The sequence below is a fragment of the Patulibacter ginsengiterrae genome, assembly GCF_056269115.1.
The window spans coordinates 335,242-359,378 of the sequence record NZ_JBWDOG010000001.1 but is presented as its reverse complement, the minus strand read 5'-3'; the positions used below and the strand labels follow the sequence as shown (position 1 = coordinate 359,378).

Sequence of the window (24,137 nt, the reverse complement as noted above, 5' to 3'; positions counted from 1 at the left end):
CCGATCGACGGCGGGGCCGGGGCCGGAGCGCCGGCACCCTATCCTGGGATGTCCGGATGACGATCGATGCGCGTGACGAGGCTCTGCTGAGCCGGACGGTGGAGTTGGCCGAGCGCGGCCGACGCTACGTGAGCCCCAACCCGATGGTCGGGGCGGTGGTCGCGCGGGACGGCCAGACGATCGGCGAGGGCTGGCACGCCGAGGCCGGTGGTCCCCACGCCGAGGTCGCCGCGATCGCGGCCTGCGGCGACGCCGACCTGACCGGGGCCACGATCTACGTCTCGCTCGAGCCGTGCTGCCATCAGGGCCGGACGCCGCCCTGCACCGACGCGATCGTCGCCGCCGGCCTCGGCCGGGTCGTGGTCGCGTCCGACGACCCCTCGGTCAAGGCCAGCGGCCGCGGCCTCGGGATCCTCCGCGACGACGGCGTCGAGGTCTCCGTCGCCGACCCCGCCTCCGACGTCGCGGTCCGCGCCCGCCGTCAGAACCAGCCCTTCCGCAAGCACGCCCGCACCGGCCTGCCGTGGGTGATGATGAAGACCGCGACCAGCCTCGACGGGCGGCTGGCGACGCACGCCGGCGACTCGCGCTGGATCAGCAGCGGCCCCTCGCGTGACCTGGCCCACCGCTGGCGGGCCGAGGTCGACGCGGTCGTCGTCGGGATCGGCACCGCGCTGGCCGACGATCCGCAGCTGACCGCCCGGCTTCCCGACGAGCAGCTCCGGCAGCCCCGGCGGGTCGTCTTCGACTCCGAGGCGCGGCTGCCGCTCGACGGGCGCCTGGTCGCCTCGGCCGACGGCGCGCCGGTCACGGTGATCACCAGCCGCGCCGCCTCGCGCTCGGCGACCGACGCGCTGCGGGCCTCCGGGGTCGAGGTGATCGTCGTCTCCGGCCAGAACGAGCACTCGCGGGTGCGGGCGGCGCTCGCCGAGCTCGGCCAGCGCGACGTGACCTCGTTGATGCTGGAGGGCGGCTCGCACCTCGCGGGCGCGTTCTTCGACGCCGGCGAGATCGACGAGCTGCGGCTGTTCGTCGCCCCGCTGATCCTCGGTGGTCGCCAGGCTCCGGGCCTGATCGGGGGCGAGGGCGTCGAGCGGATCGCGGACGCTGCGCGTCCGGTCGAGCTGCACCGCGAGCTGGTCGGCGACGACCTCCTGACCATCGCACGCCTCAAGGAGTGGTGAGTTGTTCACCGGCATCGTGCAGGACCTCGGCGCGGTCGAGGCGGTAGAGGGATTGAGCGGCGACGAGGGCGTGCGGCTGCGCGTCCGCACGCCGCTCGCCCGTGATCTGCGACCCGGCGACTCGATCGCCGTCAACGGCTGCTGCCTGACGGCCGTCGGCGAGTCGGCGGAGTCAACGGACCCCGCCCAGCCCGGGGCCAGCTTCGTCGCCGAGGTGATGAACGAGTCGCTGCGGCGGACGAGCCTCTCGGCGGCCGCCGTGGTCGGCGCCCGCGTCAACCTCGAGCTGGCGATGGCCGCAGGCGACCGCTTCGGCGGCCACATCGTGCAGGGGCACGTCGACGCGACCGGGACCGTCGAGTCGACCACCGCCGACGGCTTCTCGCGCGTGGTCCGGATCGCCCCGGACGACCCGTCGCTGCTCCGCTACGTGGTCGAGAAGGGCTCGATCACGATCGACGGCGTCTCGCTGACCGTCTCGGCGATCGACGACGCCGCGCTCGAGGTCTCCCTGATCCCTGAGACCCTCGAGCGGACGACGCTCGGGCGGGTCGGTCCGGGGGACCCCGTCAATCTCGAAGTCGACGTGCTGGCCAAGCACGTCGAGAAGCTGCTCTCCGCAAAGGACCGTTCGTGAGCGATACCTCCCCCCGCACTCTGGCGAAGCCCTTCGACCGCGTCGAGGACGCGATCGAGGACATCCGCCAGGGCAAGATGGTCATCGTCTGCGACGACGAGGACCGCGAGAACGAGGGCGACCTCGTCTGCGCCGCGCAGTTCGCCGACGCCGCCGCGATCAACTTCATGGCCAAGGAGGGGCGCGGGCTGATCTGCCTGACGCTGACCCCCGAGCGCTGCGAGGAGCTCGGCCTCGACCTGATGGCCGCCAAGAACGAGTCGCCGTTCGAGACCGCCTTCACCGTCTCGATCGAGGCCCGCGAGGGCGTCACGACCGGGATCAGCGCCGCCGACCGCGCCCAGACCGTCAAGGTCGCGATCGACCCGCTCTCCGGCCCCCGCGACGTGACCGTCCCCGGCCACGTCTTCCCGCTCAAGGCCAAGCCGGGCGGCGTGCTCGAGCGGACCGGGCAGACCGAGGCGTCGGTCGACCTCTCGCGGCTGGCCGGCCTGCACCCGTCGGGCGTGATCTGCGAGATCATGAACGAGGACGGGACGATGGCCCGTGTGCCGGACCTGATCCCGTACGCCGAGAAGCACGGCCTCAAGATGATCACGGTCGCCGACCTGATCGCCTACCGCCGCAAGAACGACCGGCTGATCGAGCGGGTCGTCGACATCAACCTGCCGACCGCGTTCGGGACCTTCACCGCCGTCGGCTACCGCTCGCTGGTCGACGACAAGCACCACGTCGCACTGGTCAAGGGCGACGTCTCGGGGACCGACGACGTGCTCGTCCGGGTCCACTCCGAGTGCCTGACCGGGGACGTCTTCCACTCGCTCCGCTGCGACTGCGGGGAGCAGCTGGAGTCGGCGCTGGCGATGATCGAGCAGGAGGGCGCCGGCGTGCTCCTGTACCTGTCGCAGGAGGGCCGCGGGATCGGCCTGCTCAACAAGCTGCGGGCCTACAAGCTGCAGGAGGAGGGCTACGACACCGTCGACGCCAACCTCAAGCTCGGTCTGCCCGCCGATCTGCGTGACTACGGGATCGGCGCCCAGATCCTGGTCGACCTCGGCCTCAGCTCGATCCGGATCCTGACCAACAACCCGAAGAAGATCCGGGGGCTCGAGGGCTACGGGCTCTCGGTCGCGGCCCAGGTCCCGATCGAGCACGCGTCCAACGAGCACAACGTGGACTACATGCGGACCAAGCGCGAGCGGATGGGGCACACGCTCCACCACCAGGGCCTGGCGCTCGACGAGGAGATGCTCCGCGAGGAGCACGCGCGGGACCACGTCGCCGACGGGACCGCCGCCGAGCACGTGGCCACGGAGGAGCAGGCATGAGCGACCAGCGCTTCGCGATCGTCGCCGCGACCTTCTACCGTGATCTCGCCGACCGGCTGATCGCCGGCGCCCAGGCGAGCTTCGCCGAGGCGGCCACGACGCGCTGGGAGGCGCAGTCGGCACCGACGAGCCCGCGGCCGACCGAGGCCGCTCCGGCCGACGTCTTCGAGGTCCCCGGGGCCTTCGAGCTGCCGTTGGCGGCCAAGTACCTGGCCGAGTCGGGCCGCTACACCGGGATCGCCTGCGTCGGGGCCGTGATCCGTGGGGAGACGGACCACTACGACTTCGTCTGCGGCGAGGCCGCTCGCGGGATCCAGGACGTCCAGCTGAGCACGGGCGTACCGACTGCGTTCGGGGTGCTGACGGTCAACGACATGGATCAGGCGCTGGCCCGTTCCGGCGGCGACAAGCGCGATTCCGGGCGCCACGCGGCCGACGCGGTGCTCCAGCTGGTGGCGCTCCGCCAGCAGCTGGCCGGCGCGTAGTGCGCTAGCGCCCCGCTCCCGCCTGTCGCGGGCGGGAACGGGGCGGCAGGGCGCGCCGACGTGTGCCGCCGGCGCGCCCGGCAACGCTGGTCAGTGGGCGGCAGGGGCCCGCCGCTCGGCCCGGTGCGTCACCTCGAGCTCGTGGACGACGCGCTCGGTGGTCATCTCGTGGACGATCAGGCCCGCGGCACCGAGGAGCGCGAAGCCAACGCCCTCCCAGAGCGCCAGGTCCAGGCGTGTCGTGCCGCTGTAGACGAACGAGGCGACGATCGTCCAGGCGCCGAGCAGTGCGGTCAGGCCATCGATGCCGCGCTCGATCATCCCGCGCGCGCCGCGCGCCGCCATCGCCAGGCCACCCAGCAGGGCGGCGGCACCGATCCCGGCTGCGACCCACTCGATCGTGCCGGTGGCCCAGATGCGGCTGACGATCGCGAGGAAGGACCCCGCGGCCGCGAGCATCAGAGCGCTGGCGAACCTGTAATGGATGGGCAGCTTGTTGGTCATTCGAAGGCTCCTTCGGTCGTTGCCGAACCTTGTGCTGCTCCACCCACGCTAGCGCGATATTGACTGGTGTCAATATAGATCTCGATCGATGTAGGTGCTACCGTTCGGGGGGTGGACCGCCCGTTCCTGCACCGCACCGCACCGCTCGCCGACCAGCCGCTGTCCGACGAGCACGCCGCCGAGCTGGAGTCGCTGCTGCACGCGCTGGCGGACAAGCAGCGGCTGAAGATCGTCAGCCTGCTGCTGCACAGTGGCGGCCTGGCGCTGTCGGTGGGTGACCTGCGTGGTGCGCTGCAGCTCAGTCAGCCGACGGTCAGCCACCACCTCAAGCGCCTGGTGCGGGCCGGCCTGCTCGTCCGCGAGCCCGACGGCAACTTCGTCCGGTTCCGCGTCGCGCCGACGGCGCTTGCGCAGCTGCGGCGGCTGTTCGCCGAGTCGGCGCTGGTCACCCCGGCCTAGGCCCGCTCGGTCCGGTCGTCGTCTGCCCCGGAACGGGTCGTCGACGAGACCTCGTCGGCGGTCGATGGCGGCCGGTCGAGGCGCTAAGCTGAACTCATGGACAGCGAGTCTCTCGCGCTCCTCGTGATCTTCCTCCCGCACGCGATCGGGGGGATCTTCCTGGGTTGGCGTCTGCTTCCGGCCGAAGCCCGTGGTGAGCTGCGCGGTTGGTGGCGGGACGACGACGGTGGCCCGCCGCCGTCACGTCCGCCGGTTCCGCAGTCGGGGGGCGGGGGCGACGAGCCGCCGCTGCCCGACGCCGTGCCGTCGCCCGTGCGCATGCGCGAGCCGGGGCGGCTGGCGGACCGGCTCCCGTCGCCGGCTCGTCGGCCCGAGCATCCGCCGGTCCCGGAGCGGAAGCCCGAGCCGCAGCGACGTTGACGCGGTAGACGGGGTTCGGGGGCCGACCCGGTCGACGGCCGGACCCCATCACCCGGTACCCTGCTTCGTCTATGGCTAAGGTTTGCATTTCGTGCGGGAAGGGCCCGGCCTTCGGCCAGAGCCGGAGTCATTCGATGCGGGCCACGAAGCGCCGGTTCGATGCCAACCTTCAGAAGGTTCGGATCGTCCAGAACGGTGCTCCGTCGCGCGCATACGTCTGCACCCGGTGCCTGAAGGCCGGCAAGGTCCAGAAGGCCGTCTAGCGCTTCCGGGCGCGTCATCTCCATGGGACGTCCGACGTTGACGTCGGTGGATCCCAGCATCGTCCGCTTCCGCCAGCTCGTGGCGGGAGCGCTGGCGCACCTCGAATCACGGCGCCAGGAGATCAACGACCTGAACGTCTTCCCGGTCGCCGACGGCGATACGGGCGACAACATGGCCCTCACGTTGCAGGCGGTCGTCGAGGAGCTCGACGACGCGCTTGCCGCTGGCCGCGATCAGGGCGACCTGGGACGCGAGGAGCTGGTCCGCCGGTTGGCGCGCGCCGCGCTGCTCGGCGCCCGCGGCAACAGCGGAGTCATCCTCTCGCAGCTGATCCGCGGCGCCGCCGAGGAGCTGGTCGCGCGTCCGGGAGAGCTGATCCGTCCGCCGCTGGTGGCGGCCGCACTCGCCGGGGCCGCGCGCCGCGGCTACGACTCCGTCCGCCAGCCGGTCGAAGGCACGATCCTCACCGTGATGCGCGAGATGGCCGGTGCGGCCTCGCACGCGGTCGCGCAGCTCGACCCGATCCAGCTCGGCGAGATGGCGGGGGAGGAGCAGCAGTCCACGGCTCTCGCTGCCGTCATCGGCGAGGCGATCGCCGCCGGTCAGCGGGCCCTCGACGAGGGTCCGGAGCTGTTGCCCGCGCTCAAGGAGGCCGGCGTCGTCGACGCCGGTGGCTTCGGGCTGCTGGTGATGTTCGCTGGCGTGATCCGCGAGCTGCGCGCCGGTCTTCCCGGAGGCGACTTCGACATCCAGCACTACGCGGCCGCGCGGCTCGAGGGCATCACCCACGCGTCGGAGACGTTCCGCTTCTGCACCAACTTCGCGGTCACCGGCGAGGGCCTGGACGTGTCGCGGGTGCGTCGCGAGCTGGCCGAGCTCGGGGACTCGATCATCGTCGTCGTCGGTGACGAGCAGACGCTGAAGGTCCACGTCCACACCGACGACCCCGACGCCGCGATGGGCCTGTTCGACGGCTCGGGCGAGATCTCGCGGGTCGACGTCGCCGACATGGACGAGCAGGTCGCCGCCCGGGCCGAGCGGTCCGCCGCAGCGGGCGCGGCCGGCGCGCAGGCGTCCGGCCCGCGGGTCCGGACGGCGCTGCTGGCGGTCGTCTCGGGGGCCGGGATCAGCGACGTCTTCCGGTCGCTCGGTGCGTCGGTGCTCGACGGCGGGCCGACGATGAACCCGTCGACCGCCGATCTGCTGGCGGCGATCGAGGCAGCGCCGTCCGACGAGGTCGTGCTGCTGCCGAACAACTCCAACGTCCGGATGGCGGCCGACCGCGCCGCCGAGCTGGCGGAGCGACCAGTCGTGGTGCTGCCGACCCGCTCGCAGCAGGCCGGCCTGGCGATCGCCGTCGGCCATCTGCCTGACGCGAGCGCCGACGAGAACGCCGCGGCCCTCCAGGAGCTGCTCGACGAGCTGGCGACCGGCGGCGTCGCGCCGTCCGCGCGCGAGGATCCGCAGGGGCGCTTCGGCGTCGGTGACGCGCTCGGCTACGTCGGCGAGGAGCTGGTCGCCTGGGGCGCACCCGAGGCGACGTTGCGGACGGTCATCGAGCGGCTGGCGGTCGATCGCGAGATCCTGACCGTCCTGACCGCCGACGACGTGCCGCTCGCCGACGCCCAGCTCGAGCAGCTGGCGCCGGACGGCGTCGAGGTCGAGGTCACGCCTGGCGGTCAGCCCGCCTGGTGGTGGCTCGTCGCGGCCGAGTGACGGGGCCGGCAGGTTCCCATCCGGGCGATCGGGGAGCATCGGAGATCGTGTCCGGTTCCGATCCCGCCTCGCCCCGCCCGGCCTTCGCCACCGGTGAGCTGCTGACGGTCGACGACCTGCGAGCGGCACCGGTCCGGCGTCCGCGTCCGTCGCGCTGGCTGCGCTCCAGCGGCTTCGGGGGCAAGAAGGCGCTGAAGGCGGCCGCGAACCTCGGGATCGACACCGTCGGCGGGCTGCTCGAGCACCTGCCGGTCGAGAGCGGCGAGGTCAGCACGATCGGGACCCTCCGTCCCGACGAGCGGATGACGTTGCTGGTCGAGATCCAGCGGATCGCCAGCCGCCCGGTTCGGCGTCGCGGGATGCGTCCGCTGGTCGAGGCGCTGGTCACCGACGGCACCGGCGTCCTGCGGGTCGCCTTCTTCAACCAGCCGTGGCTGCTCGAGCGCTACCCGCCGGGCACGCGTCTGCTGCTCAGCGGCACGCTCAAGGGGCCGGGGCGGTTCTCGGTCGCGGCCCACGCCCCGAGCAGCGATCCGGCTCCGGCCCCGCCGTCGCTCGACGACGCCGTCGCGTCCTCGGGCCTGGAGGGGGAGGAGACGCCGACCCCGTCGGAGGGGGAGCAGAGCGTGGTCGTGGCCCCGGCGGCGACCGTCGCCCGCTACCCGGCCAGCGACGGCCTGACCTCGATCGAGATCCTGGCTCGCGTCCGCGACGTCCAGGACGACCTCCACGAGGCGGTCGATCCGCTGCCGGCCCGCCTGCGGGCCCGCCACGGGCTGCCCGACCGCGTCGCCGCGCTCCACGCCGGGCACCTCGGCGACCACGAGCGCGGGCGCCGCCGGTTGGCCTTCGACGAGCTGCTGCTGACCCAGCTGGAGTACCTCCGCCGCCGGCGCCAGCACGGCCAGGGACGGCCGGCTCCGGCGCTGACCGGACCGAGCGACCTGACCGACCGCTGGGTCCGCGAGAGCCTGCCGTTCCCGCTGACCGGTGACCAGCAGCGCGCGATCGCGGCCAACGGCGACGCGCTCGGGACCGTCGAGCCGCTCCAGCGGCTGCTGATGGGGGAGGTCGGCTCCGGCAAGACGGTGGTCGCCCTCCACGCGATGCTGCGGGCGGTCGAGTGCGGGTACCAGGCGGCGCTGATGGCGCCGACCGAGACCCTCGCCGAGCAGCACTTCCGCACGATCCAGGCGCTGCTGCCCGACGCGATGGTGCCGGTCGGGCTGCTGACCGGATCGACCTCGGCCGCCCGCCGCCGGCCGTTGCTGGAGCGACTGGCCAGCGGCGAGCTGCCGCTGCTGGTCGGGACCCACGCGCTGATCGAGGATCCGGTCGTGTTCCGCTCGCTGGCGGTGGCGATCGTCGACGAGCAGCACCGCTTCGGCGTCCGCCAGCGCAGCGCGCTCGACCGCAAGGCCGCCCCCGACGCCGACGGCGAGCGGGCGGTCCACATGCTGCACATGACGGCGACCCCGATCCCGCGGACGATGGCGCTGCTGGCCTACGGCGACCTCGACGTCGTCGCGCTCCGCGAGCTGCCCAAGGGCCGCCAGCCGGTCGCGACCCACGTCTGCGCCAGCGACCGCGAGCGCGCCCGGGCCTACGACCGGATCCGCGAGGAGGTCGCCGCCGGCCACCAGGCGTTCGTCGTCTGCCCGCTGGTCGACGACAGCGACGCGCTCGAGGCGCGTTCGGCGATCGCCGAGCACGAGCGGCTCTCCTCCGGCGAGCTGCACGACCTCCGCGTCGAGCTGCTCCACGGCCAGATGAAGCCGGCCGACAAGCAGCGGGTGATGGAGCGGTTCGCGGCCGGCGAGGCCGACGTGCTGGTCGCGACCACCGTGATCGAGGTCGGGATCGACGTGCCCAACGCGACCGTGATGCTGATCGAGAACGCCGAGCGGTTCGGGATCTCCCAGCTCCACCAGCTACGTGGCCGGGTCGGCCGGGGAGCCGCCGCGTCGACCTGTCTGCTGTTCGGGCCCAAGAGCACCGCACGACTGCGGGCGCTGGCCTCGCACAGCGACGGCTTCGCGCTCTCGGAGGTCGACCTCAGCCTGCGCGGCGAGGGCGAGCTGCTCGGCACCCGCCAGTCCGGCACCGCCCGCTTCCGGGTTGCGCGGCTGCCCGACGACGGCGACCTGCTGCTGCGGGCCCGTGACGTCGCGGAGGAGCTGCACCGCGTCGACCCGGACCTCGCGGACCCGATCCACGTGCCGTTGCGCGATGCGCTCCAGGCGCGGCGGGCGGGGACCGACGAGCCGGTCGCCGAGGCGATCCCCGCATGAGGGTGATCGCCGGCCGGTTCGGCGGGCGACGGCTGACCGCTCCGAGCGGCCTCGACACCCGGCCGACCAGCGACCGGGTCCGCGAGGCGCTGTTCTCGATCCTCGGTCCGCTGCACGACCTGCGCGTCCTCGACCTCTTCGCGGGGACCGGGGCGCTCGGGATCGAGGCGCTCTCGCGCGGGGCCGCGCACGTCACCTTCGTCGAACGCGATCGCCAGGCCCTGACGGCACTTCGGAGCAATCTCACAGGAGTCGGGGCCGAGCCGGACGAGCACACCGTCGTCGCTCGTGACGCGCTCCGTCACCTGCGGGACGCAGCCGCGGGCGGCGATGCATACGATCTCGTCTTGCTCGACCCGCCTTATCGCGACGCGGACCGGCTTGGACCGGTGCTCGACGAGGGGATGCGGCCGCTCCTGCGGGAGGGGGCACGGGTGGTGACGGAATCTGACCGCCGCCAACCGCTTGTCCTCGCCCTGCAGCTTTCGGACGAGCGCCGCTACGGGGACACCCTGATCCGCATCTACGGAGCATGAGAACCGCGAATCGCATTGCCGTCGTCCCGGGGAGCTACGACCCGGTCACCAACGGCCACCTAGACATCATCAAGCGCGCCGCCGGGCTGTTCGACGAGGTCGTCGTGGCCGTCGTCAACCAGTCGGCCCGGAAGAACACCGCGCTGTTCACCATCGACGAGCGCCTAGGGTTCATCCGCGACGCGCTCGCCGCGGCCGGCGTCGACAACGTCCGGGTCGAGCCGTTCTACGAGCTGGTCGTCTCGTACGCGCGGCGGATCGGGGCCCAGGCGATCGTCAAGGGCCTTCGTCAGATCTCCGACTTCGAGTACGAGATGGAGATGGGCCACCTCAACCGTCAGCAGGCGCCGGACATCGAGTCAGTGTTCGTGATGGCCAGCCCGCAGTTCGCCTTCCTCTCGTCGAGCTGGGTCAAGGAGCTGGCGCGCTTCGAGGGCCGGATCGACGGCCTCGTTCCCGCACCCGTCGCCGCGGCCTTGGCCGAGCGGGTCCCGAGCCCGCGCGACGAGTCCTGAGCCGGCCTCCGCGGCGGGCCTGATCCCGTCGTTCCGTCCGCCGCGCGCCCTCCGCGCGGCGCACGGCCGCGGGCGCCGTCTTGCAGTCCGCGTCCCTGTTGTTGGTCCCCGCCGCCGCCATGCGGCAGGATGTAAGGGACCAACCCAACCCTCACCCACCCGGTTCCGCTCTTGCGGGCCGTGCGCGGGATCCGTCGGACCGAAAAGAAGGAATCGGCCCGGCAACCGCGAAACGGAAGTGTGCTATGGACGTTCTGGTCCTCATCGACAAACTCGACGACCTCGTACACAACGCGAAGCCGGTCCCGCTCACGGATCAGGTTCGGGTTGACCGCGAGGAGATCTTCGACATCCTCGACCAGATGCGAGCGACGATCCCTGAAGAGATCAAGCAAGCACGCTGGATCGTGAAGGAACGGCAGGAGATGCTGGCTGAGGCCAAGCGCGAAGCCGAGCGGATCATCAAGGAAGGCAAGGAGCAGCAGATCGAGCTGGTCTCCCAGCAGGAGGTCGTCAAGCTCGCCGAGCGCGAAGCGGACGACATCGTCGACGAGGCCCGCGCCCGCGAGCGCGAGATCCGCCTGGGGGCGGAGGACTACGCCGACGAGATCCTGAACACGCTCGAGGTCAACCTGATGAAGTTCATCGCGGCCGTGCGCCGTGGGCGCGAGCGCCTGCAGGGTAAGGACGACGCTGAGCTCGAGGGCGCCGAGCGCTAGCCGAGCGCCCGGTCGTCCCCGCCAGCTAGCGCGGGCGGGACGACCACCACCGCAGCAGATCGCCGATCTGGTGCGGAAGCGGATCGGCGCCCCGGCGCCGGGCCATCACGGCCCGGAGGGCGTCCAACGGTTCCCGGGCCTCGGCCCGGCTGAGGGTCGCCGCCGCCGCGACGACCGACCGCTGCCAGCCGGCCCGGCAGTGGAGGTAGACGACCGACCGCTGCTCGATCGCCGCTGCCGTCAGGCCACTGACCCGCTCCAGCTGTGCGGGCATCAGGTGGCCGTAGTCCTCGCTCGGAGCCCGCGACTCGCTGATGCCGTAAGAGTCGTAGGCCACCAGCACGGCCGCGTGCGCACCGTCGCGATACTCGTCGTCGGCGACCAGGCTGACCACGAGGGTGACGCCCCGCTCCGCCAGTTCGGCCACGTCCTCGCCGTCGCCCGGGAGCGCGCCGACGAGCAGCCCGTCGGCCACCGGATCGAACCCGTACTGCTGGAACCAACGGGACACGATGCCCACGCTAGAGCAGGATCGGAGCGCCTGTGCGGAGGGCGTACCGTGACGGCGCCGTCACCGATCCGCTACCGATGGGTAGGATCCGCGCCCATGGAGCTACCCGCGCCGCTCGAGAAGGTCGCCACGTCTGCTGGGGACAAGCTGTTCCTGTTGCGTGAGTTGGTCTCGGCCGGCGTGGTCGGTCCGATCTCGCCGAAGGCGATCCCGCCGATCCTCGGCGCGCTGCGCGGGTTCGGTCCGACGCCGGCCGCCGGCTACACGATGAACGCGATCCGCCGCCCGGACGCGACGGCGATCATCGACGACTACGGCAGCCTGACGTTCCGCGAGGTGCACGAGCGTTCCAACGCGCTCGCGGCCGAGCTGCGCAAGCTCGGCGTCCGCGAGGGCGACGCGCTGGCGATCATGTGCCGCAACCACCGCGGCTTCGTCGAGACGCTGGTCGCGGCGAGCAAGCTCGGCGTCCACCAGCTGCTGCTGAACACGATGTTCAGCGGGCCGCAGCTCGCCGACGTGCTCGCGCGGGAGAAGCCGGTCGCGGTCGTCTACGACCAGGAGTTCGAGGGGCTGCTGGCGACGGGGGCGGCCCACCTCACGCGGGTGGTCTGGGCCGACGACGAGGCCGGCCCGCGGACGGGCGACGCCCCGCTCGCCGAGGACCTGATCGCCGCCGGCGACCGCAGCGATCTGGTTCCGCCGAAGGAGCGGGGCCGGATGGTGATCCTGACCTCGGGGACGACCGGGACGCCGAAGGGCGCCGCTCGTCAGCAGCCGAAGTCGCTCGCCCCGGCCGCGCAGATCCTGTCGCGGATGCCGTTGAAGTCCGAGCAGCGGACGTTCCTCGCCGCGCCGATGTTCCACTCGTGGGGCTACCTGCACTTCACGATGGGCTTCGCGCTCGGCTCGACGCTGGTCCTGCGTCGGAAGTTCACGCCCGAGGGCACGCTCGAGATGATCCAGCAGTACCGCTGTCAGGTGCTGCCGGTGGTCCCGGTGATGCTCCAGCGGATCCTGGAGCTGCCGGACGAGACGCTGGCGAAGTACGACCTCTCGAGCCTCGAGATCATCGCCCTCTCGGGCTCGGCGCTCCCGGGCGAGCTGGCCACGCGGGCGATGGATCGCCTCGGCGACGTGCTCTACAACCTCTACGGCACGACCGAGGTCGGCTGGGCGACGATCGCGACCCCGGAGGACCTGCGCGCCGCGCCGAGCACGGCCGGCAAGCCGCCGCGCGGTACGGCCGTGCGGATCTACGACGAGCAGGGCAAGCGGCTGACCGCGCCCGGGCAGATCGGCCGGATCTTCGTCGGCAACGACATGAAGTTCGACGGCTACACCGGTGGGGGCGGCAAGGACGTGATCGACGGCCTGCTCTCGTCCGGTGACGTCGGCCACTTCGACGCCAACGGGCGCCTGTTCGTCGACGGTCGCGACGACGACATGATCGTCTCCGGGGGCGAGAACGTCTTCCCGCGCGAGGTCGAGGACCTGATCGCCAACCACGAGGCGGTCAAGGAGGTCGCCGTCTTCGGGATCCCGGACGAGCGCTGGGGTCAGGTCCTGAAGGCGGTCATCGTCCGCCACGAGGGGGCCGAGCTCGAGGCCGAGGCGGTCCGCGCCTACGTGAAGGCGAACCTCGCGAGCTTCAAGGTCCCGGCCCAGGTCGCGTTCATCGTCGAGCTGCCCCGCAACGCGACCGGCAAGGTGCTGGTGCGGGTGCTCAGGGACCAGCCGGTCGAGCAGCGCCCCTAGGGGCCTGTCCCCTGGAGGCCCGCGGTCGGCGGTGGCCGGAGCGAGGCCGCTCCGGCGCCTGATAGACCTCGCCGGGTGAGGGCCGCGCGGCGTACGACGATCACGGCGGGGCTCGCGCTGGTGGCGCTGACGGTGGGGTCGACGAGCGCCTCGGCCGCGCCGACGTTGCGCCCGGCTCCCGCGCCAACCTCGGTCGCCCGCGGGGAGCGGGGCGCCGCCGGGCCGGTCGCCCTGCGGCGGGTGACGGTCGTGCAGGACGGGTCGTCGCTGGTCTGGCGCCTGACCGTGGCCGGGGCCTGGGCCTCGTCCGACCTGCGCGGCGGCCGCGGACGCCGGATCTGCGTCAGCAGCCACCGGGCCGACGGCAGCGAGGGCTTCCGCTCGTGCGTCGGCTGGCGGGGCCGCCGGCTCGTCGTCCGCGGGGCGACGGTCGCGCCGGACGGGACGCTCGGGCCGTGGCGCTCGTCCGCGTCGAGCGTCGAGCGGCGAGGCGAGCGGACGCTGGTGGTCCGCGGGCCGATCGCGACGTTCGGGGTCGAGGGTCGTCGGCTCCGCTGGTCGGCCGCCTCGGCCTGGAGTCGCGGCGCGGACTGCCCGACCGCCGGCGGCTGCCACGACCGTGCCCCGTCGGGAACGGCGACGGCGGGCTACCTCGTGAGGACGCCGGTCGTCGTCGGCTGCACGCCGCCGCCGGCGGGGGCGATCCGCTCCGGACCGGCCGCGGCCGTCGCGGCCCGGGAGGTCGCCCTGACCTTCGACGACGGTCCCTGGACGCTGACCGGGCGCTTCCTCGACCTGCTGCGCCGCTACGACGTGCCGGCGACGTTCTTCCTGGTCGGCCAGAGCATCCCGCCGCACCACGCGCTGCTGCAGCGGATGGTCAACGAGGGCCACGCGATCGGCAACCACACCTGGAGCCACCTCGACGTGGCCGGTGGCAACCTCAAGCAGCTGCGGTCGACGAGCGACGCGATCCGCGCGGTCACCGGGGTCACGCCGTGCGTCTTCCGTCCGCCCGGCGGGGCGACCGGACCGGTGCTCCAGGCCGAGGCGCACGGGCTCGGGATGGCCGACGTGCTCTGGTCGGTCGACACCGACGACTGGCAGCTGCCGGGCACGGCGACGATCGTCTCCCGCGTGCTGCACGACGCGACCCCCGGCGGGATCGTCCTGATGCACGATGGCGGCGGCCCGCGCGAGGCGACCCTGGCCGCGCTGCCGCAGATCGTCACGGGCCTCCGTGCCCGCGGCTACCGGCTGGTCAGCGTCCCGCAGCTGCTGCGACTCCCGCAGCGCTACGGCTACCGCTGAGCCGGGTCGCCGTGCCCGGCGCGGCCGCCTCTGCGCGACCGGGGTACCCTGGGCTGATGGAGCCCGCTGACCTGATCGATCTCTCCGGGCTGCGGATGGGCGCGGGCGAGGGCCGGCGCCTCGACGTGCCCGTCACGCTCGACGCCGTTCGCCTGAGCGAGCAGGGGTACCGCCCCGAGCCCGCCCAACCCGAGGTGCGCCTCGACATCTCCCGGATGCTCGGCGGTGGCTTCGCGCTGCAGCTGCGGTTCGAGGGCAGCATCGCCGGGCCGTGCATGCGCTGCCTGAAGCCGACGGTGACGCCGGTCTCCGTCGACGTCCGCGAGCTGAAGCAGCCGGGGGCGACGAAGGAGGAGCAGCTCGACAGCGACTACGTCGACGGCGACGACCTCGACCTCGGACGCTGGGCCAACGACTCGTTCGTCTTCTCGCTGCCCGTCCGGGTGCTCTGCCAGGACGACTGCAAGGGCCTCTGCCCGGAGTGCGGGGCCGACCTCAACGAGGATCCCGACCACCGCCACGATCCGGGCCCCGATCCGCGGCTGTCGGCGCTCGGGCAGCTCCGCTTCGACGCCGACGGGAACCTCCGCCAGGACGGATAGCGAGAGGGCGGACGGGAGGCCGCACGTCGTTCGGCCCGGAAATTCCGTACTATCGTCCGCCTTATGGCCGTCCCGAAGCAGAAGCAGTCGCACGCCCGTACCGCCAAGCGGCGTGCCCAGCACAAGGCTGCGCGTCCGACGGTCAACGAGTGCCCTCAGTGCCACTCGCCGCGGATCCCGCACCGCGTCTGTGGCACCTGTGGGTACTACGACGGTCGCGTCGTGATCGCCCCGAAGAGCTCCACCGACTTCTAGGACCCGCGGGGGCCGCTAGGCCCCTGGAGGATCCATGCCCGTCACCGTCGCGGTCGACACGACCGGAGCCGACCTCGGCCCGGCCGAGGTTGCGGCCGGTGCCGTCATCGCTGCGGCCCAGGGGATCTCGATCCGCCTGTACGGCCCAGCGGAGGAGTTGGAGCCGGTGGTCGTCGGCGTCGCCGGGATCACCGTCGTCGACGCCCCGGTCTCGATCGCGAAGGCGGCCGATCCGGCGCTCGCCGTCCGGGGCAACCCGGACGCCTCGATCGTGCAGGTCGTCCGTGCGGTCGCCGCCGGTGAGGCCGACGCGTTCGTCGTCGCCGGAGCCACCGGTCCCGCGCTCGCCGCGGGCCTGATGCACGTCCGCCGCGCCCGTGGGATCCACCGTCCGGCGCTCGCGCTGCCGCTGCCGATCCCCGGCAAGCCGGTCACGCTGGTCGACGTCGGTGCCAACGTCGAGGCGCGGCCCGACCACCTCGTCCAGTTCGGCTTCATGGGCGCGGCCCTGGCCCGCACGGTGCTCGGCGTCGAGCGGCCGCGGGTCGCGCTGCTCTCCAACGGCGAGGAGCCGACGAAGGGCACGCCCGACGTCGTCGAGGTCCACGCGCTGCTGCGCGAGCGGTTGGCCGACCACCCGCAGATCGAGTGGGTCGGCAACATCGAGGGCACCGACCTCACGACCGGCGTCGCCGACGTCGTCGTCACCGACGGCTTCACCGGCAACGTCGCGCTCAAGCTGATCGAGGGCGTCTCGCAGACCGTCGTCGGCGGCATCCGCCAGGCGGCGATGTCGAGCCCGATGGCGATGCTCGGCGGGCTGCTGCTGAAGCCGGCGCTCGGGCGCTTCAAGGCCTCGATCGACCCGGAGGCCCCGGGCGGCGCCTACCTGCTCGGGCTCCGCTCGCTGGGCGTCGTGCCGCACGGCCGCTTCACCCGGGTCGGCTTCGCGCAGGCGATCATCCGCGCGGCGCAGGGCAGTGAGCGACAGCTCACCGAGCTGCTCCACCAGGACCTCGAGGCGGCCGGCGCGCTCCGCCGTCCGCCCTCGTCCGCAGGGGCCGATACGTCGGCCGGCCGGTCCACCAGCTAGCGTTCAGGGACGATGACGCGCGACGAGGTGCTCAACATCGTTCGGCAACACCTGGCCGACGAGCTCGAGGTGGACCCGGACGCGATCTCCGAGGGGACCCGTCTGCGGGAGGACCTGGAGGCCGACTCGCTGGACCTGTTCACGCTGGTCCAGGAGCTCGACGACAGCTACGGGGTCACGCTGCCCGATGACGAGGCAGCGCGGATCACGACCGTCGGCGAGGCCATCGACTGCGTCCTGCGCCACCTGCCGGCCGCCGCGTAGGGCGGGATGTCCGACGACGTCCCCACGCGGAAGCTGCGCGAGCTGCTGGACGCCCTGCCCGCCTCCGCGCGCCGGCCGGTGCTCAGCCACGCGTCGTGGACGGCCCGTCGTTCAGAGAGCTACGAGCGGCTCGCCTTCCTCGGCGACAGCGTGCTCGAGCTGGCGATCTCGACCCACATCTTCCGGACCCTCGACGCCGACGCCTTCGGGGCCGGACGGCTGACCGAGGTCCGCGCCGGGACGGTCTCCGCGGTCCCCTGCCAGCGGGTCGCCGAGCGGCTCGGGGTGCCCGAGCGGATGGCGGAGATCGCTCCGGACAACCTCCGCAAGCGGGTCGCCGAGCTGACCCGGACCGAGCGGGTGCTGGCGTCGGTCTGCGAAGCGGTGATCGGGGCCTGCTACCTCGAGTTCGGCTACGAGCGGACGGCCGAGGCGGTCGTCGAGGCGTTCGCGCCCGAGCTGGGGGAGGCGCTCGACCACCCCGCCGACCACAAGAGCCGGCTCCAGGAGCTGCTGATGGCGCGCGGCCAGAAGGTCGTGTACCGCGTGACCGAGGAGATCGGCGAGCCGCACGCGCGGACCTTCGTGGTCGAGGCCGACGTCGAGGGCGACGCCGTCGGAGCCGGTCGCGGGCGCTCCAAGAAGCTCGCCGAGCAGGAAGCGGCGCGGAAAGCGCTCGGCACGCTCGGAGCCTGAGCCGTGCACCTGAAGGCGGTAACGCTCAAGGGCTTCAAGTCGTTCCCCGACCGGACCCGGCTGGAGTTCGATCCCGGCGTCTCGGTCGTCGTCGGCCCGAACGGGTCGGGCAAGAGCAACGTGACCGACGCGATCCTCTGGGCGCTCGGCGAGCAGCGGCCGCTCGCGATCCGCGGCCAGTCGATGCAGGACGTGATCTTCGGCGGCGGCAAGGGCGTCCAGGCCCGCAACGCGGCTGAGGTCGAGCTGATCCTCGACAACTCCGACGGCACGATCGACCTCCCGGTCAGCGAGATCTCGGTGATCCGGCGGCTCGACCGCTCCGGCGACGGCGGCTACCGGCTGAACGGCGCGAAGTGCCGGCTGACCGACGTCCAGGAGGTGCTCTCCGACACCGGTCTCGGCAAGGAGGCGCACTCGGTCATCTCGCAGGGGCGGGTCGAGGCGATCGTGACCTCGAAGCCGAAGGACCGGCGGCTGCTGATCGAGGAGGCGGCCGGACTCGGCAAGCACCGCAAGCGCCGGCGCCGTGCGCAGCTGAAGCTCGACCGGACCCGCTCGAACCTCGACCAGGCGCTGCTCGTCGAGCAGGAGGCCCGCAAGCAGCTCGGCCCGCTCAAGCGCCAGGCCGAGTCGGCGGAGCTCCACGAGCGGCTCGAGCGGCAGACCGTCGAGGCCCGCTGGGAGCTGGTCCGCGACGGGCTCCGGGCGCGACGGGCTCAGCGCGCCGCCGCCGAGACCGAGACGACCGCCGCCCGCGCCGAGCGGGAGCTCCTCCAGGGCGAGCTCGACCAGGTCGTGGCCGAGCGCCGCGAGGCCGAGGAAGCGCTGGCGCAGCAGGCCCAGCGTCGCGACCAGCTCGCCTCGCGGGCGCGACGGGTGAGCTCGTCGGGCGAGCGCGTCGAGCTGCGGCTGGAGCGCGTCGCCGACCGCCGTCAGACCCTCGCCGAGCGGATCGAGCGGCGTCAGGAGCAGTTGCAGGAGCTGCAGGCCGCGGCCGCGGTCGACCAGCCCGACGAGGTCGGTCGCTCGCGGATCGCGGCGCTCGAGGACGAGCTGGAGCGGCTCGACCAGGAGCGGCAGGAGCTGCTCGAGCGCGAGGTCGCCCAGCTGGAGACGGCTCGGGTCGCGGCCGAGCAGCAGGTCACCGTCGCCCAGGCCGCCGCCGAGCAGGTGCGGGAGGCGGGGCGCGAGACCGAGCAGCGGGCGGAGCAGGTCCGGACCCGCCGTCGTGAGCTCGAGCAGGCCGCCGAGCGGGCCCGCCGTGAGGCCGCTGCGGTCGGCGCGCAGCTCGCCGCCGCCAACCAGTTCCTCCGGAGTCACGGGGGCGGGGCCTTCCCCGGCGGACGCAAGGGCGGACCGGCGGTCGGATCGCTGGCCGACGGGCTGCGGGTCGACGACGGCTGCGAGCTCGCCGTCGCCGCAGCGCTCGACGGGCGTCTCAGCGCCGCCGTCACCAACGACCCCCGGATCGGCCGCGAGCTGCTCGGCCACGGCGGCCGGGACGGTGCTCGGGTCCTGCTCGGGGGCGCGGCCGCGACCGCCGAGGCCGCCGACGACGTGCCGCCGGTGCCGGACGCCGTCCCGCTCGCCGACCGGGTCCGCGGCGACGACGTCGCGGTCGCGATCGCCGGGCGCCTGCTGACCGACGTCTGGCTCGTCGAGGTCCTGCCCGACGTCGTGCCGCTGATCTTCACCGGCACCCTCGTGACCCCCGACGGACACGTCTGGCGGGTGGGACTCGGCGAGCTGCAGCGGCACCCGCAGGGCGGCGAGGATCGCGTGCTCGCCGAGCGCAACCGTCGCGACAAGCTGGTCGGGGAGAGCGAGCAGGCCGCCCGCGCCGAGCAGGTCGCCGTCGCCGAGGTCAGCGCGCTCAAGGACGAGCTGTCGAGCGTCGACCGCGATCGCGAGACCGCCGAGCAGCAGTCCCGCGAGGCCCGCCGTGCGGTCGTCGACGCGGAGGAGGCGCTGCGCGACGCGACCCGCGCCGTCGACCGTCGCCGCAACGCCCCGGACGAGGGGCCGAGCGCCGTCCGCCGGGCCCAGATCGTCGGTGAGCTCCAGGCCGAGCGGCGGACCGCCGAGCGGCAGCAGCGCGAGCGGGCCGAGCGCAACGTCCGGGTCGAGGCGCTGGAGCGGCAGATCGCCGCCGACGAGGCACTCGTCCCGACCGGGGAGCGGATCACCGCGGCACTGGCCGAGGCGCTCCGGATCGTCCGTGAGCGCGGCGTCGTGCTCGACCGGGCCGTCGCCGAGGACCGGGCTGCGGGTGACGACGTCGCCGGCCGGCTGCGCTCGTGCGCCCAGCGCGAGGCCGACCTCAGCCAGCGGCTGCGCCGGGTCGGCGACCGGCTGACGACGGCCGAGGTCGCCGCCCAGCGCGCCCGCGACCAGGAGCAGGAGATCGTCGCCGAGCTCGAGGCGCTCGCCGAGCAGCTGGGGCTGCCCGCCGAGCCGGCGGAGGACGCGCTCGACCCCGAGGTCGCCGAGCAGCTGCGGCAGCGGATCGCGAAGCTCCAGCGCCGGCGCGAGCAGCTCGGCCCGGTCAACCCGCTGGCCAAGCAGGCCTACGACGAGGCGTTCGAGCACGTCGAGACGTTGGAGGCGCAGCGGACCGACCTCGAGACCGCCCTCCGCGAGCTGCGGGCGTTCGTCCGCGACACCGACCGCCAGATCCAGGAGACGTTCGAGCAGACCTTCCGGGCCTGCGCCAAGAACTTCGAGGAGCTGGCCGAGCACGTCTTCCCCGGGGGACGCGGCCGGCTGCGGCTGGTCCACGAGCACGAGGACGCGGCCGAGGACGGCGATGGCGAGCCGACCACCGGCGACGGTGACGAGGAGCAGCCCGACACCGACCGCGACGACGACGTCGGGGTCGAGATCGAGATCACCCCGGCGGGCAAGCAGATGAAGCGCCTGACGCTGATGTCCGGCGGCGAGAAGACGATGACGGCGATCGCCTTCCTGTTCTCGGTCTTCCTCGCCAAGCCGAGCCCGTTCTACGTGCTCGACGAGGTCGAGGCGGCGCTCGACGACCTCAACATCGACCGCTTCCTCCAGCTGCTGCGGCGCTACCGCGACCGCGCCCAGTTCATCGTCGTCACCCACCAGAAGCGGACGATGGACGTAGCCGACGCGCTCTACGGCGTCTCGATGGGCGGGGACGGCGTCTCCAAGGTCGTGTCTCGGCGTCTCGATCAGAACGGCGCGGGAACCCCGGAGGTCCCGGGCGCCACCACGGGCTGAGCGGGCAGCAGGCGGTCTGCGTCGTCCGTAGGCGCTTCGCATCTCGGCACGCCCGACGCTCGGCAGTGCGGGTGCACAGCTCTCGCATCGCGCGCGCCGACCTGCTCGACCTGCGAACACCTCAGACACGCCTGCGCCGGTCTGAGAGCCGGGCGGCGTGAGGGGAAGTGGAGGCCGAGCAGGTCGGGGCGGATGATGCGAGAGCTGGACGCCAGTCCTGCCGAGCGTCAGGCGGCCCGAGACGCGATGCGCCTACACACCCCTCACGTCCGCCCGCGGTATCTTCGGTTGTCGATGGCACGCGAGTGGACCGACCTCTTCCTCCTCGATGCGGACCGCGTGCCCGCACCGGCCGCGGACGCCCCGGAGAAGCGCGGACGGTTCTTCAAGCGCCTACGCCAGAACCTCAAGAAGACCCGTGAGGCGCTCGGCGCCGAGCTGACCCAGACGCTCTTCGACACGCTCGACGAGGAGACCTGGGAGCGCCTGGAGGAGGCGCTGATCATGGCCGACTGCGGCGCGAAGGCGACCGCCGAGATCGTCGGCCGGCTCGAGCAGGAGGCGACCACCGGCGGCGTGACCGATCCGCAGGCGCTCCAGAACCGGCTCGCCGAGCTGCTCGCCGAGGCCGCGCGGCCGACCGCCGAGGCGACGATCGACCTCCGCCACGGGCCGACGGTGATCATGGTCTGCGGGATCAACGGGACGGGCAAGACCACCTCGATCGGCAAGCTCGCCAACACCCTTACCACCGAGCTCGGCCAGAAGGTCGTGCTCGGCGCCGCCGACACCTTCCGCGCCGCGGCGGTCGAGCAGCTCCAGATCTGGGGCGAGCGAGCCAACGTCGAGGTCGTCACCGGGGCGCAGGACACGGACCCGGCGTCAGTCGCCTACGAGGCGGTTCGCCGCGGCCGCGAGGTCAAGGCCGACGTCGTGATCGTCGACACCGCCGGCCGGCTCCACACCCAGCTGCCGCTGATGGAGGAGCTGTCGAAGGTCCGCCGCGTCGTCGACAAGCTGATGCCCGGGGCCCCGCACGAGATCCTGCTGACGGTCGACGCGACCACCGGCCAGAACGGCCTCCGCCAGGCGGCCGAGTTCTCGAAGGTCGCGCCGGTCAGCGGGATCGTCCTGACCAAGCTCGACGGCAGCGCCAAGGGCGGGATCGCGATCGCGATCGCCCAGGACCTCGGGATCCCGGTCAAGCTGATCGGGATCGGCGAGGCGCTGGAGGACCTGCGCCCGTTCGACGCCGACGACTTCGCGCAGGCCCTCGTCCGTCCGGACGAGGTCGCCGCCCCGCGCGGCTGATCGCGATCGACCCGAGCCACCGGAGCCGCCCGTGACGCCGACCCACGACGACGGCATCACGCTCCGGCAGCTGCGCTATCTCGTCGCCCGTCGCCGAGCACGGCTCGTTCACCGCCGCCGCGGTCGAGCTGCACGTGGCCCAGCCGTCGCTGTCGCAGCAGGTCCGGCTGCTGGAGCGGACGGTCGGCGGCCCGCGGCTGGAACGGACTCCGCGCGGCGTCCGCCCGACGCCGGCCGGGCAGGTCTTCCTGCCGAAGGCCCGCAGCGCGCTGCTGGCCGCGGCCGACGGCGCCCGGATGGCCCGACGCGAGGTCGAGGAGCCGGGTGGCGTCTGCCTGGCGGTCGTCCCCGGCGCGCCGAACGGCCTGCTGGCTGCCGCCGTCGCCCGCTGGCGTGACGTCCACCCCGGCGCCGTCGTCCGCTGGCACGAGCATGCCGACGCCCGCCGCGTCGAGGAGAAGCTGCGCGACAGCCCCGGCGTGGTCGCGGTCTCGGTCGATCCGGGCCCCGGCCCGGGACGGCGGATCGCGCTCGGCGCCGACCCGCTGGTGCTGGTCCGTCCCGGGCACGAGACGGACGAGGGCCTGCCGCTGGCGGCCAGGGGCTTCGAGCAGCACGCGCCCCGTGGCCTGACCACCGCCGGCCAGATCGATGCCCCCGGGACGGACGCGGCGCTGGCTCTGGTCCGGGCCGGGATCGCCCGCGCGATCGTTCCGTCCTCGTTGGTCGAGGGGCTGACCGACCTGACGATCACGCCCTTGCCCGACCTGCCGCCCCGGCGCTTCGTCGCGCTGCTCGCCGACGAGCCGACCGAGGCCGCGGCGGCACTGGGGGAGCTGCTCGCCGACGTGGTCCGGCGCCGTGGGCCGCGCTCGCTCACCACTGCTGCCGTGGGCTGAGCCGCGCGCCAGAGGCGATGCCTCTGGCGTCATCGGCGATCGCTGTTGGCAGGGCGTCCGGCGCGGGCCTAGCGTGTCGTCCATGAGCTTCACCGGATCCCTCGCCCCGCGCACGCTCGGCCCCGACGCGGTCCCCGTCGGCCCGGTCGGTCTCGGCTGCATGGGCATGTCCTGGGCCTACGGCACCGACGACGACGAGGCCCGCTCGCACGCCGCGATCCACCGCGAGATCGCCCTGGCGGCGGAGGCGGGCCTGCGTCCCCTGATCGATACGGCCGACGTCTACGGGCCGTTCGTGAACGAGGAGCTGGTCGGGCGGGCGCTCGCCGGACGCCGCGACGAGGTCGTGCTCGCGTCCAAGGTCGGCCTGACCGCCGAGATCCCCGCCGCGGGTGAGGCGCCGGTCCTTCGTCGCGACGCGCGTCCGGAACGGATCCGTGCGGCCTGCGAGGACTCGCTCCGGCGGCTCGGGACCGACGTGCTCGACCTCTACCAGCTCCACCGTGTCGATCCGGAGGTCCCGATCGAGGAGAGCTGGGGCGCGCTCGCGGAGCTGGTGAGCGCCGGTCTGGTCCGCCAGATCGGGCTGTCGGAGGTCACCGTCGAGGAGGCCGACCGGGCGCACGCGATCCACCCCGTCGCCTCGATCCAGTCCGAGCTCTCGCTCTGGACCCGCGATCCGCTCGAGAACGGCGTGCTCGCCTGGACCATCGACCACGACGCGAGCTTCCTGCCGTTCTCGCCGCTCGGCCGGGGAGTCCTGACCGGTGCGGTCGATCCGGCCGCGCTCCCCAGCGGGGACTTCCGGACGACGCTGCCGCGGTTCCGCGGCGACGCGTGGGAGGCCAACCGCCGGTCGCTGGCGGTCGTCGCGGAGCAGGCGGAGCGGCTCGGCGCGACGGCGGCCCAGGTCGCACTCGCCTGGGTCCTGGCTCAGGGCGAGCGGGTCGTGCCGATCCCGGGCACCACCCGGCCGGAGCGGGTCGACGAGAACGTGGCCGCCGCGACGCTGGTCCTCGACCGCGAGGCGCTGACCGCGCTGGACGCGATCGGGTCGGCGGTCGGCGGCCGCTACTAGCGGGGCGGCGACCCCGGAGGGCGTTTGCGGCGACCTCGGAGCGGCGCCGCAG

At 73.2% G+C, this 24,137-nt stretch carries 25 protein-coding genes; 23 read left to right on the top strand and 2 right to left on the bottom strand.

Translation table 11 applies throughout. The features are described from left to right. The first annotated feature begins 56 nt into the window (after positions 1-56). Genes ribD through ribH form a run of 4 tightly spaced genes read left to right on the top strand, consistent with a single transcriptional unit; the run spans position 57 to position 3,634 of the window. A complete protein-coding gene (ribD, locus tag ACVUH9_RS01595) occupies positions 57-1,184 on the top strand; it encodes a bifunctional diaminohydroxyphosphoribosylaminopyrimidine deaminase/5-amino-6-(5-phosphoribosylamino)uracil reductase RibD (protein ID WP_475753275.1) in 1,128 nt (375 codons plus the stop codon). A gap of 1 nt (position 1,185) precedes the next feature. After that, positions 1,186-1,821 (top strand): riboflavin synthase, encoded by a 636-nt coding sequence (locus ACVUH9_RS01590; RefSeq protein ID WP_475753273.1) that lies wholly within the window; start codon positions 1,186-1,188, stop codon positions 1,819-1,821. After that, positions 1,818-3,149 (top strand): bifunctional 3,4-dihydroxy-2-butanone-4-phosphate synthase/GTP cyclohydrolase II, encoded by a 1,332-nt coding sequence (locus ACVUH9_RS01585; RefSeq protein WP_475753272.1) that lies wholly within the window; start codon positions 1,818-1,820, stop codon positions 3,147-3,149. Before ACVUH9_RS01590 ends, ACVUH9_RS01585 begins: the two co-directional genes overlap by 4 nt. Beyond that, a complete protein-coding gene (gene ribH / locus ACVUH9_RS01580; RefSeq protein WP_475753270.1) occupies positions 3,146-3,634 on the top strand; it encodes a 6,7-dimethyl-8-ribityllumazine synthase in 489 nt (162 codons plus the stop codon). Before ACVUH9_RS01585 ends, ribH begins: the two co-directional genes overlap by 4 nt. Before the next feature lie 90 nt (positions 3,635-3,724). On the opposite strand, the gene ACVUH9_RS01575 is transcribed toward ribH, so the two are convergent. Then, complete coding sequence (locus ACVUH9_RS01575; protein WP_475753268.1) at positions 3,725-4,138, bottom strand: hypothetical protein; 414 nt, start codon at positions 4,136-4,138, stop codon at positions 3,725-3,727. A 111-nt stretch (positions 4,139-4,249) separates the two neighbouring features. Between ACVUH9_RS01575 and ACVUH9_RS01570 the strand changes: the two genes are divergently transcribed. The 8 genes from ACVUH9_RS01570 (at position 4,250) to ACVUH9_RS01535 (ending at position 11,058) form a co-directional block, all read left to right on the top strand. Next, entirely contained in the window at positions 4,250-4,597 is a 348-nt protein-coding gene (locus ACVUH9_RS01570; protein ID WP_475753266.1) for an ArsR/SmtB family transcription factor, read from the top strand. A 96-nt stretch (positions 4,598-4,693) separates the two neighbouring features. Further along, complete coding sequence (locus ACVUH9_RS01565; protein WP_475753264.1) at positions 4,694-5,017, top strand: hypothetical protein; 324 nt, start codon at positions 4,694-4,696, stop codon at positions 5,015-5,017. Positions 5,018-5,088: 71 nt separating this feature from the next. Then, positions 5,089-5,280, top strand: coding sequence for a 50S ribosomal protein L28 (gene rpmB, locus ACVUH9_RS01560; protein WP_475753262.1), 192 nt, complete (start codon positions 5,089-5,091; stop codon positions 5,278-5,280). A gap of 46 nt (positions 5,281-5,326) precedes the next feature. Continuing rightward, complete coding sequence (locus ACVUH9_RS01555) at positions 5,327-6,997, top strand: DAK2 domain-containing protein (protein WP_475753260.1); 1,671 nt, start codon at positions 5,327-5,329, stop codon at positions 6,995-6,997. A 47-nt stretch (positions 6,998-7,044) separates the two neighbouring features. After that, positions 7,045-9,288 carry an ATP-dependent DNA helicase RecG gene (locus ACVUH9_RS01550; RefSeq protein ID WP_475753258.1) on the top strand — a complete coding sequence of 748 codons (2,244 nt, stop codon included), beginning with the start codon at positions 7,045-7,047 and terminating at the stop codon, positions 9,286-9,288. Next, on the top strand, positions 9,285-9,824 hold the full coding sequence (gene rsmD / locus ACVUH9_RS01545; RefSeq protein ID WP_475753256.1) for a 16S rRNA (guanine(966)-N(2))-methyltransferase RsmD: 540 nt from the start codon (positions 9,285-9,287) through the stop codon (positions 9,822-9,824). Before ACVUH9_RS01550 ends, rsmD begins: the two co-directional genes overlap by 4 nt. Beyond that, the gene (gene coaD, locus ACVUH9_RS01540) at positions 9,821-10,339 is read left to right on the top strand and encodes a pantetheine-phosphate adenylyltransferase (protein WP_475753254.1); all 519 of its coding nucleotides are present in this window, start codon (positions 9,821-9,823) and stop codon (positions 10,337-10,339) included. The genes rsmD and coaD overlap by 4 nt, the downstream gene beginning before the upstream one ends. A gap of 245 nt (positions 10,340-10,584) precedes the next feature. Then, a complete protein-coding gene (locus ACVUH9_RS01535) occupies positions 10,585-11,058 on the top strand; it encodes an ATPase (RefSeq protein WP_475753252.1) in 474 nt (157 codons plus the stop codon). A 25-nt stretch (positions 11,059-11,083) separates the two neighbouring features. Here the strand turns inward: ACVUH9_RS01535 and ACVUH9_RS01530 are convergent, their stop codons facing one another. Then, positions 11,084-11,569, bottom strand: coding sequence for a protein-tyrosine phosphatase family protein (locus ACVUH9_RS01530; RefSeq protein ID WP_475753250.1), 486 nt, complete (start codon positions 11,567-11,569; stop codon positions 11,084-11,086). Between the two features lie 96 nt (positions 11,570-11,665). On the opposite strand from ACVUH9_RS01530, the gene ACVUH9_RS01525 reads away from it, so the two are divergent. The 11 genes from ACVUH9_RS01525 (at position 11,666) to ACVUH9_RS01475 (ending at position 24,085) form a co-directional block, all read left to right on the top strand. Beyond that, positions 11,666-13,327 (top strand): AMP-binding protein, encoded by a 1,662-nt coding sequence (locus ACVUH9_RS01525; protein WP_475753248.1) that lies wholly within the window; start codon positions 11,666-11,668, stop codon positions 13,325-13,327. A 75-nt stretch (positions 13,328-13,402) separates the two neighbouring features. Further along, complete coding sequence (locus ACVUH9_RS01520) at positions 13,403-14,638, top strand: polysaccharide deacetylase family protein (RefSeq protein WP_475753246.1); 1,236 nt, start codon at positions 13,403-13,405, stop codon at positions 14,636-14,638. Between the two features lie 56 nt (positions 14,639-14,694). Continuing rightward, positions 14,695-15,240 carry a YceD family protein gene (locus ACVUH9_RS01515; protein WP_475753244.1) on the top strand — a complete coding sequence of 182 codons (546 nt, stop codon included), beginning with the start codon at positions 14,695-14,697 and terminating at the stop codon, positions 15,238-15,240. Positions 15,241-15,303: 63 nt separating this feature from the next. After that, on the top strand, positions 15,304-15,495 hold the full coding sequence (rpmF, locus tag ACVUH9_RS01510) for a 50S ribosomal protein L32 (RefSeq protein ID WP_475753243.1): 192 nt from the start codon (positions 15,304-15,306) through the stop codon (positions 15,493-15,495). A gap of 34 nt (positions 15,496-15,529) precedes the next feature. Further along, positions 15,530-16,588, top strand: a complete 1,059-nt coding sequence (locus ACVUH9_RS01505) for a phosphate acyltransferase (protein ID WP_475753241.1) — start codon at positions 15,530-15,532, stop codon at positions 16,586-16,588. Between the two features lie 12 nt (positions 16,589-16,600). Continuing rightward, positions 16,601-16,852, top strand: a complete 252-nt coding sequence (locus ACVUH9_RS01500) for an acyl carrier protein (RefSeq protein ID WP_475753239.1) — start codon at positions 16,601-16,603, stop codon at positions 16,850-16,852. A gap of 6 nt (positions 16,853-16,858) precedes the next feature. Beyond that, positions 16,859-17,548: a ribonuclease III family protein gene (locus tag ACVUH9_RS01495; RefSeq protein WP_475753237.1), complete on the top strand. Its 690-nt coding sequence runs from the start codon at positions 16,859-16,861 to the stop codon at positions 17,546-17,548. Positions 17,549-17,551: 3 nt separating this feature from the next. Then, on the top strand, positions 17,552-20,797 hold the full coding sequence (locus ACVUH9_RS01490; protein ID WP_475753236.1) for a chromosome segregation SMC family protein: 3,246 nt from the start codon (positions 17,552-17,554) through the stop codon (positions 20,795-20,797). 294 nt (positions 20,798-21,091) lie between these two features. Further along, positions 21,092-22,108, top strand: coding sequence for a signal recognition particle-docking protein FtsY (gene ftsY, locus ACVUH9_RS01485; RefSeq protein ID WP_475753234.1), 1,017 nt, complete (start codon positions 21,092-21,094; stop codon positions 22,106-22,108). Between the two features lie 77 nt (positions 22,109-22,185). After that, positions 22,186-23,007: a LysR family transcriptional regulator gene (locus ACVUH9_RS01480; protein ID WP_475753982.1), complete on the top strand. Its 822-nt coding sequence runs from the start codon at positions 22,186-22,188 to the stop codon at positions 23,005-23,007. Positions 23,008-23,089: 82 nt separating this feature from the next. Then, the gene (locus ACVUH9_RS01475) at positions 23,090-24,085 is read left to right on the top strand and encodes an aldo/keto reductase (RefSeq protein WP_475753232.1); all 996 of its coding nucleotides are present in this window, start codon (positions 23,090-23,092) and stop codon (positions 24,083-24,085) included. The last annotated feature ends 52 nt before the right edge of the window (positions 24,086-24,137 follow it).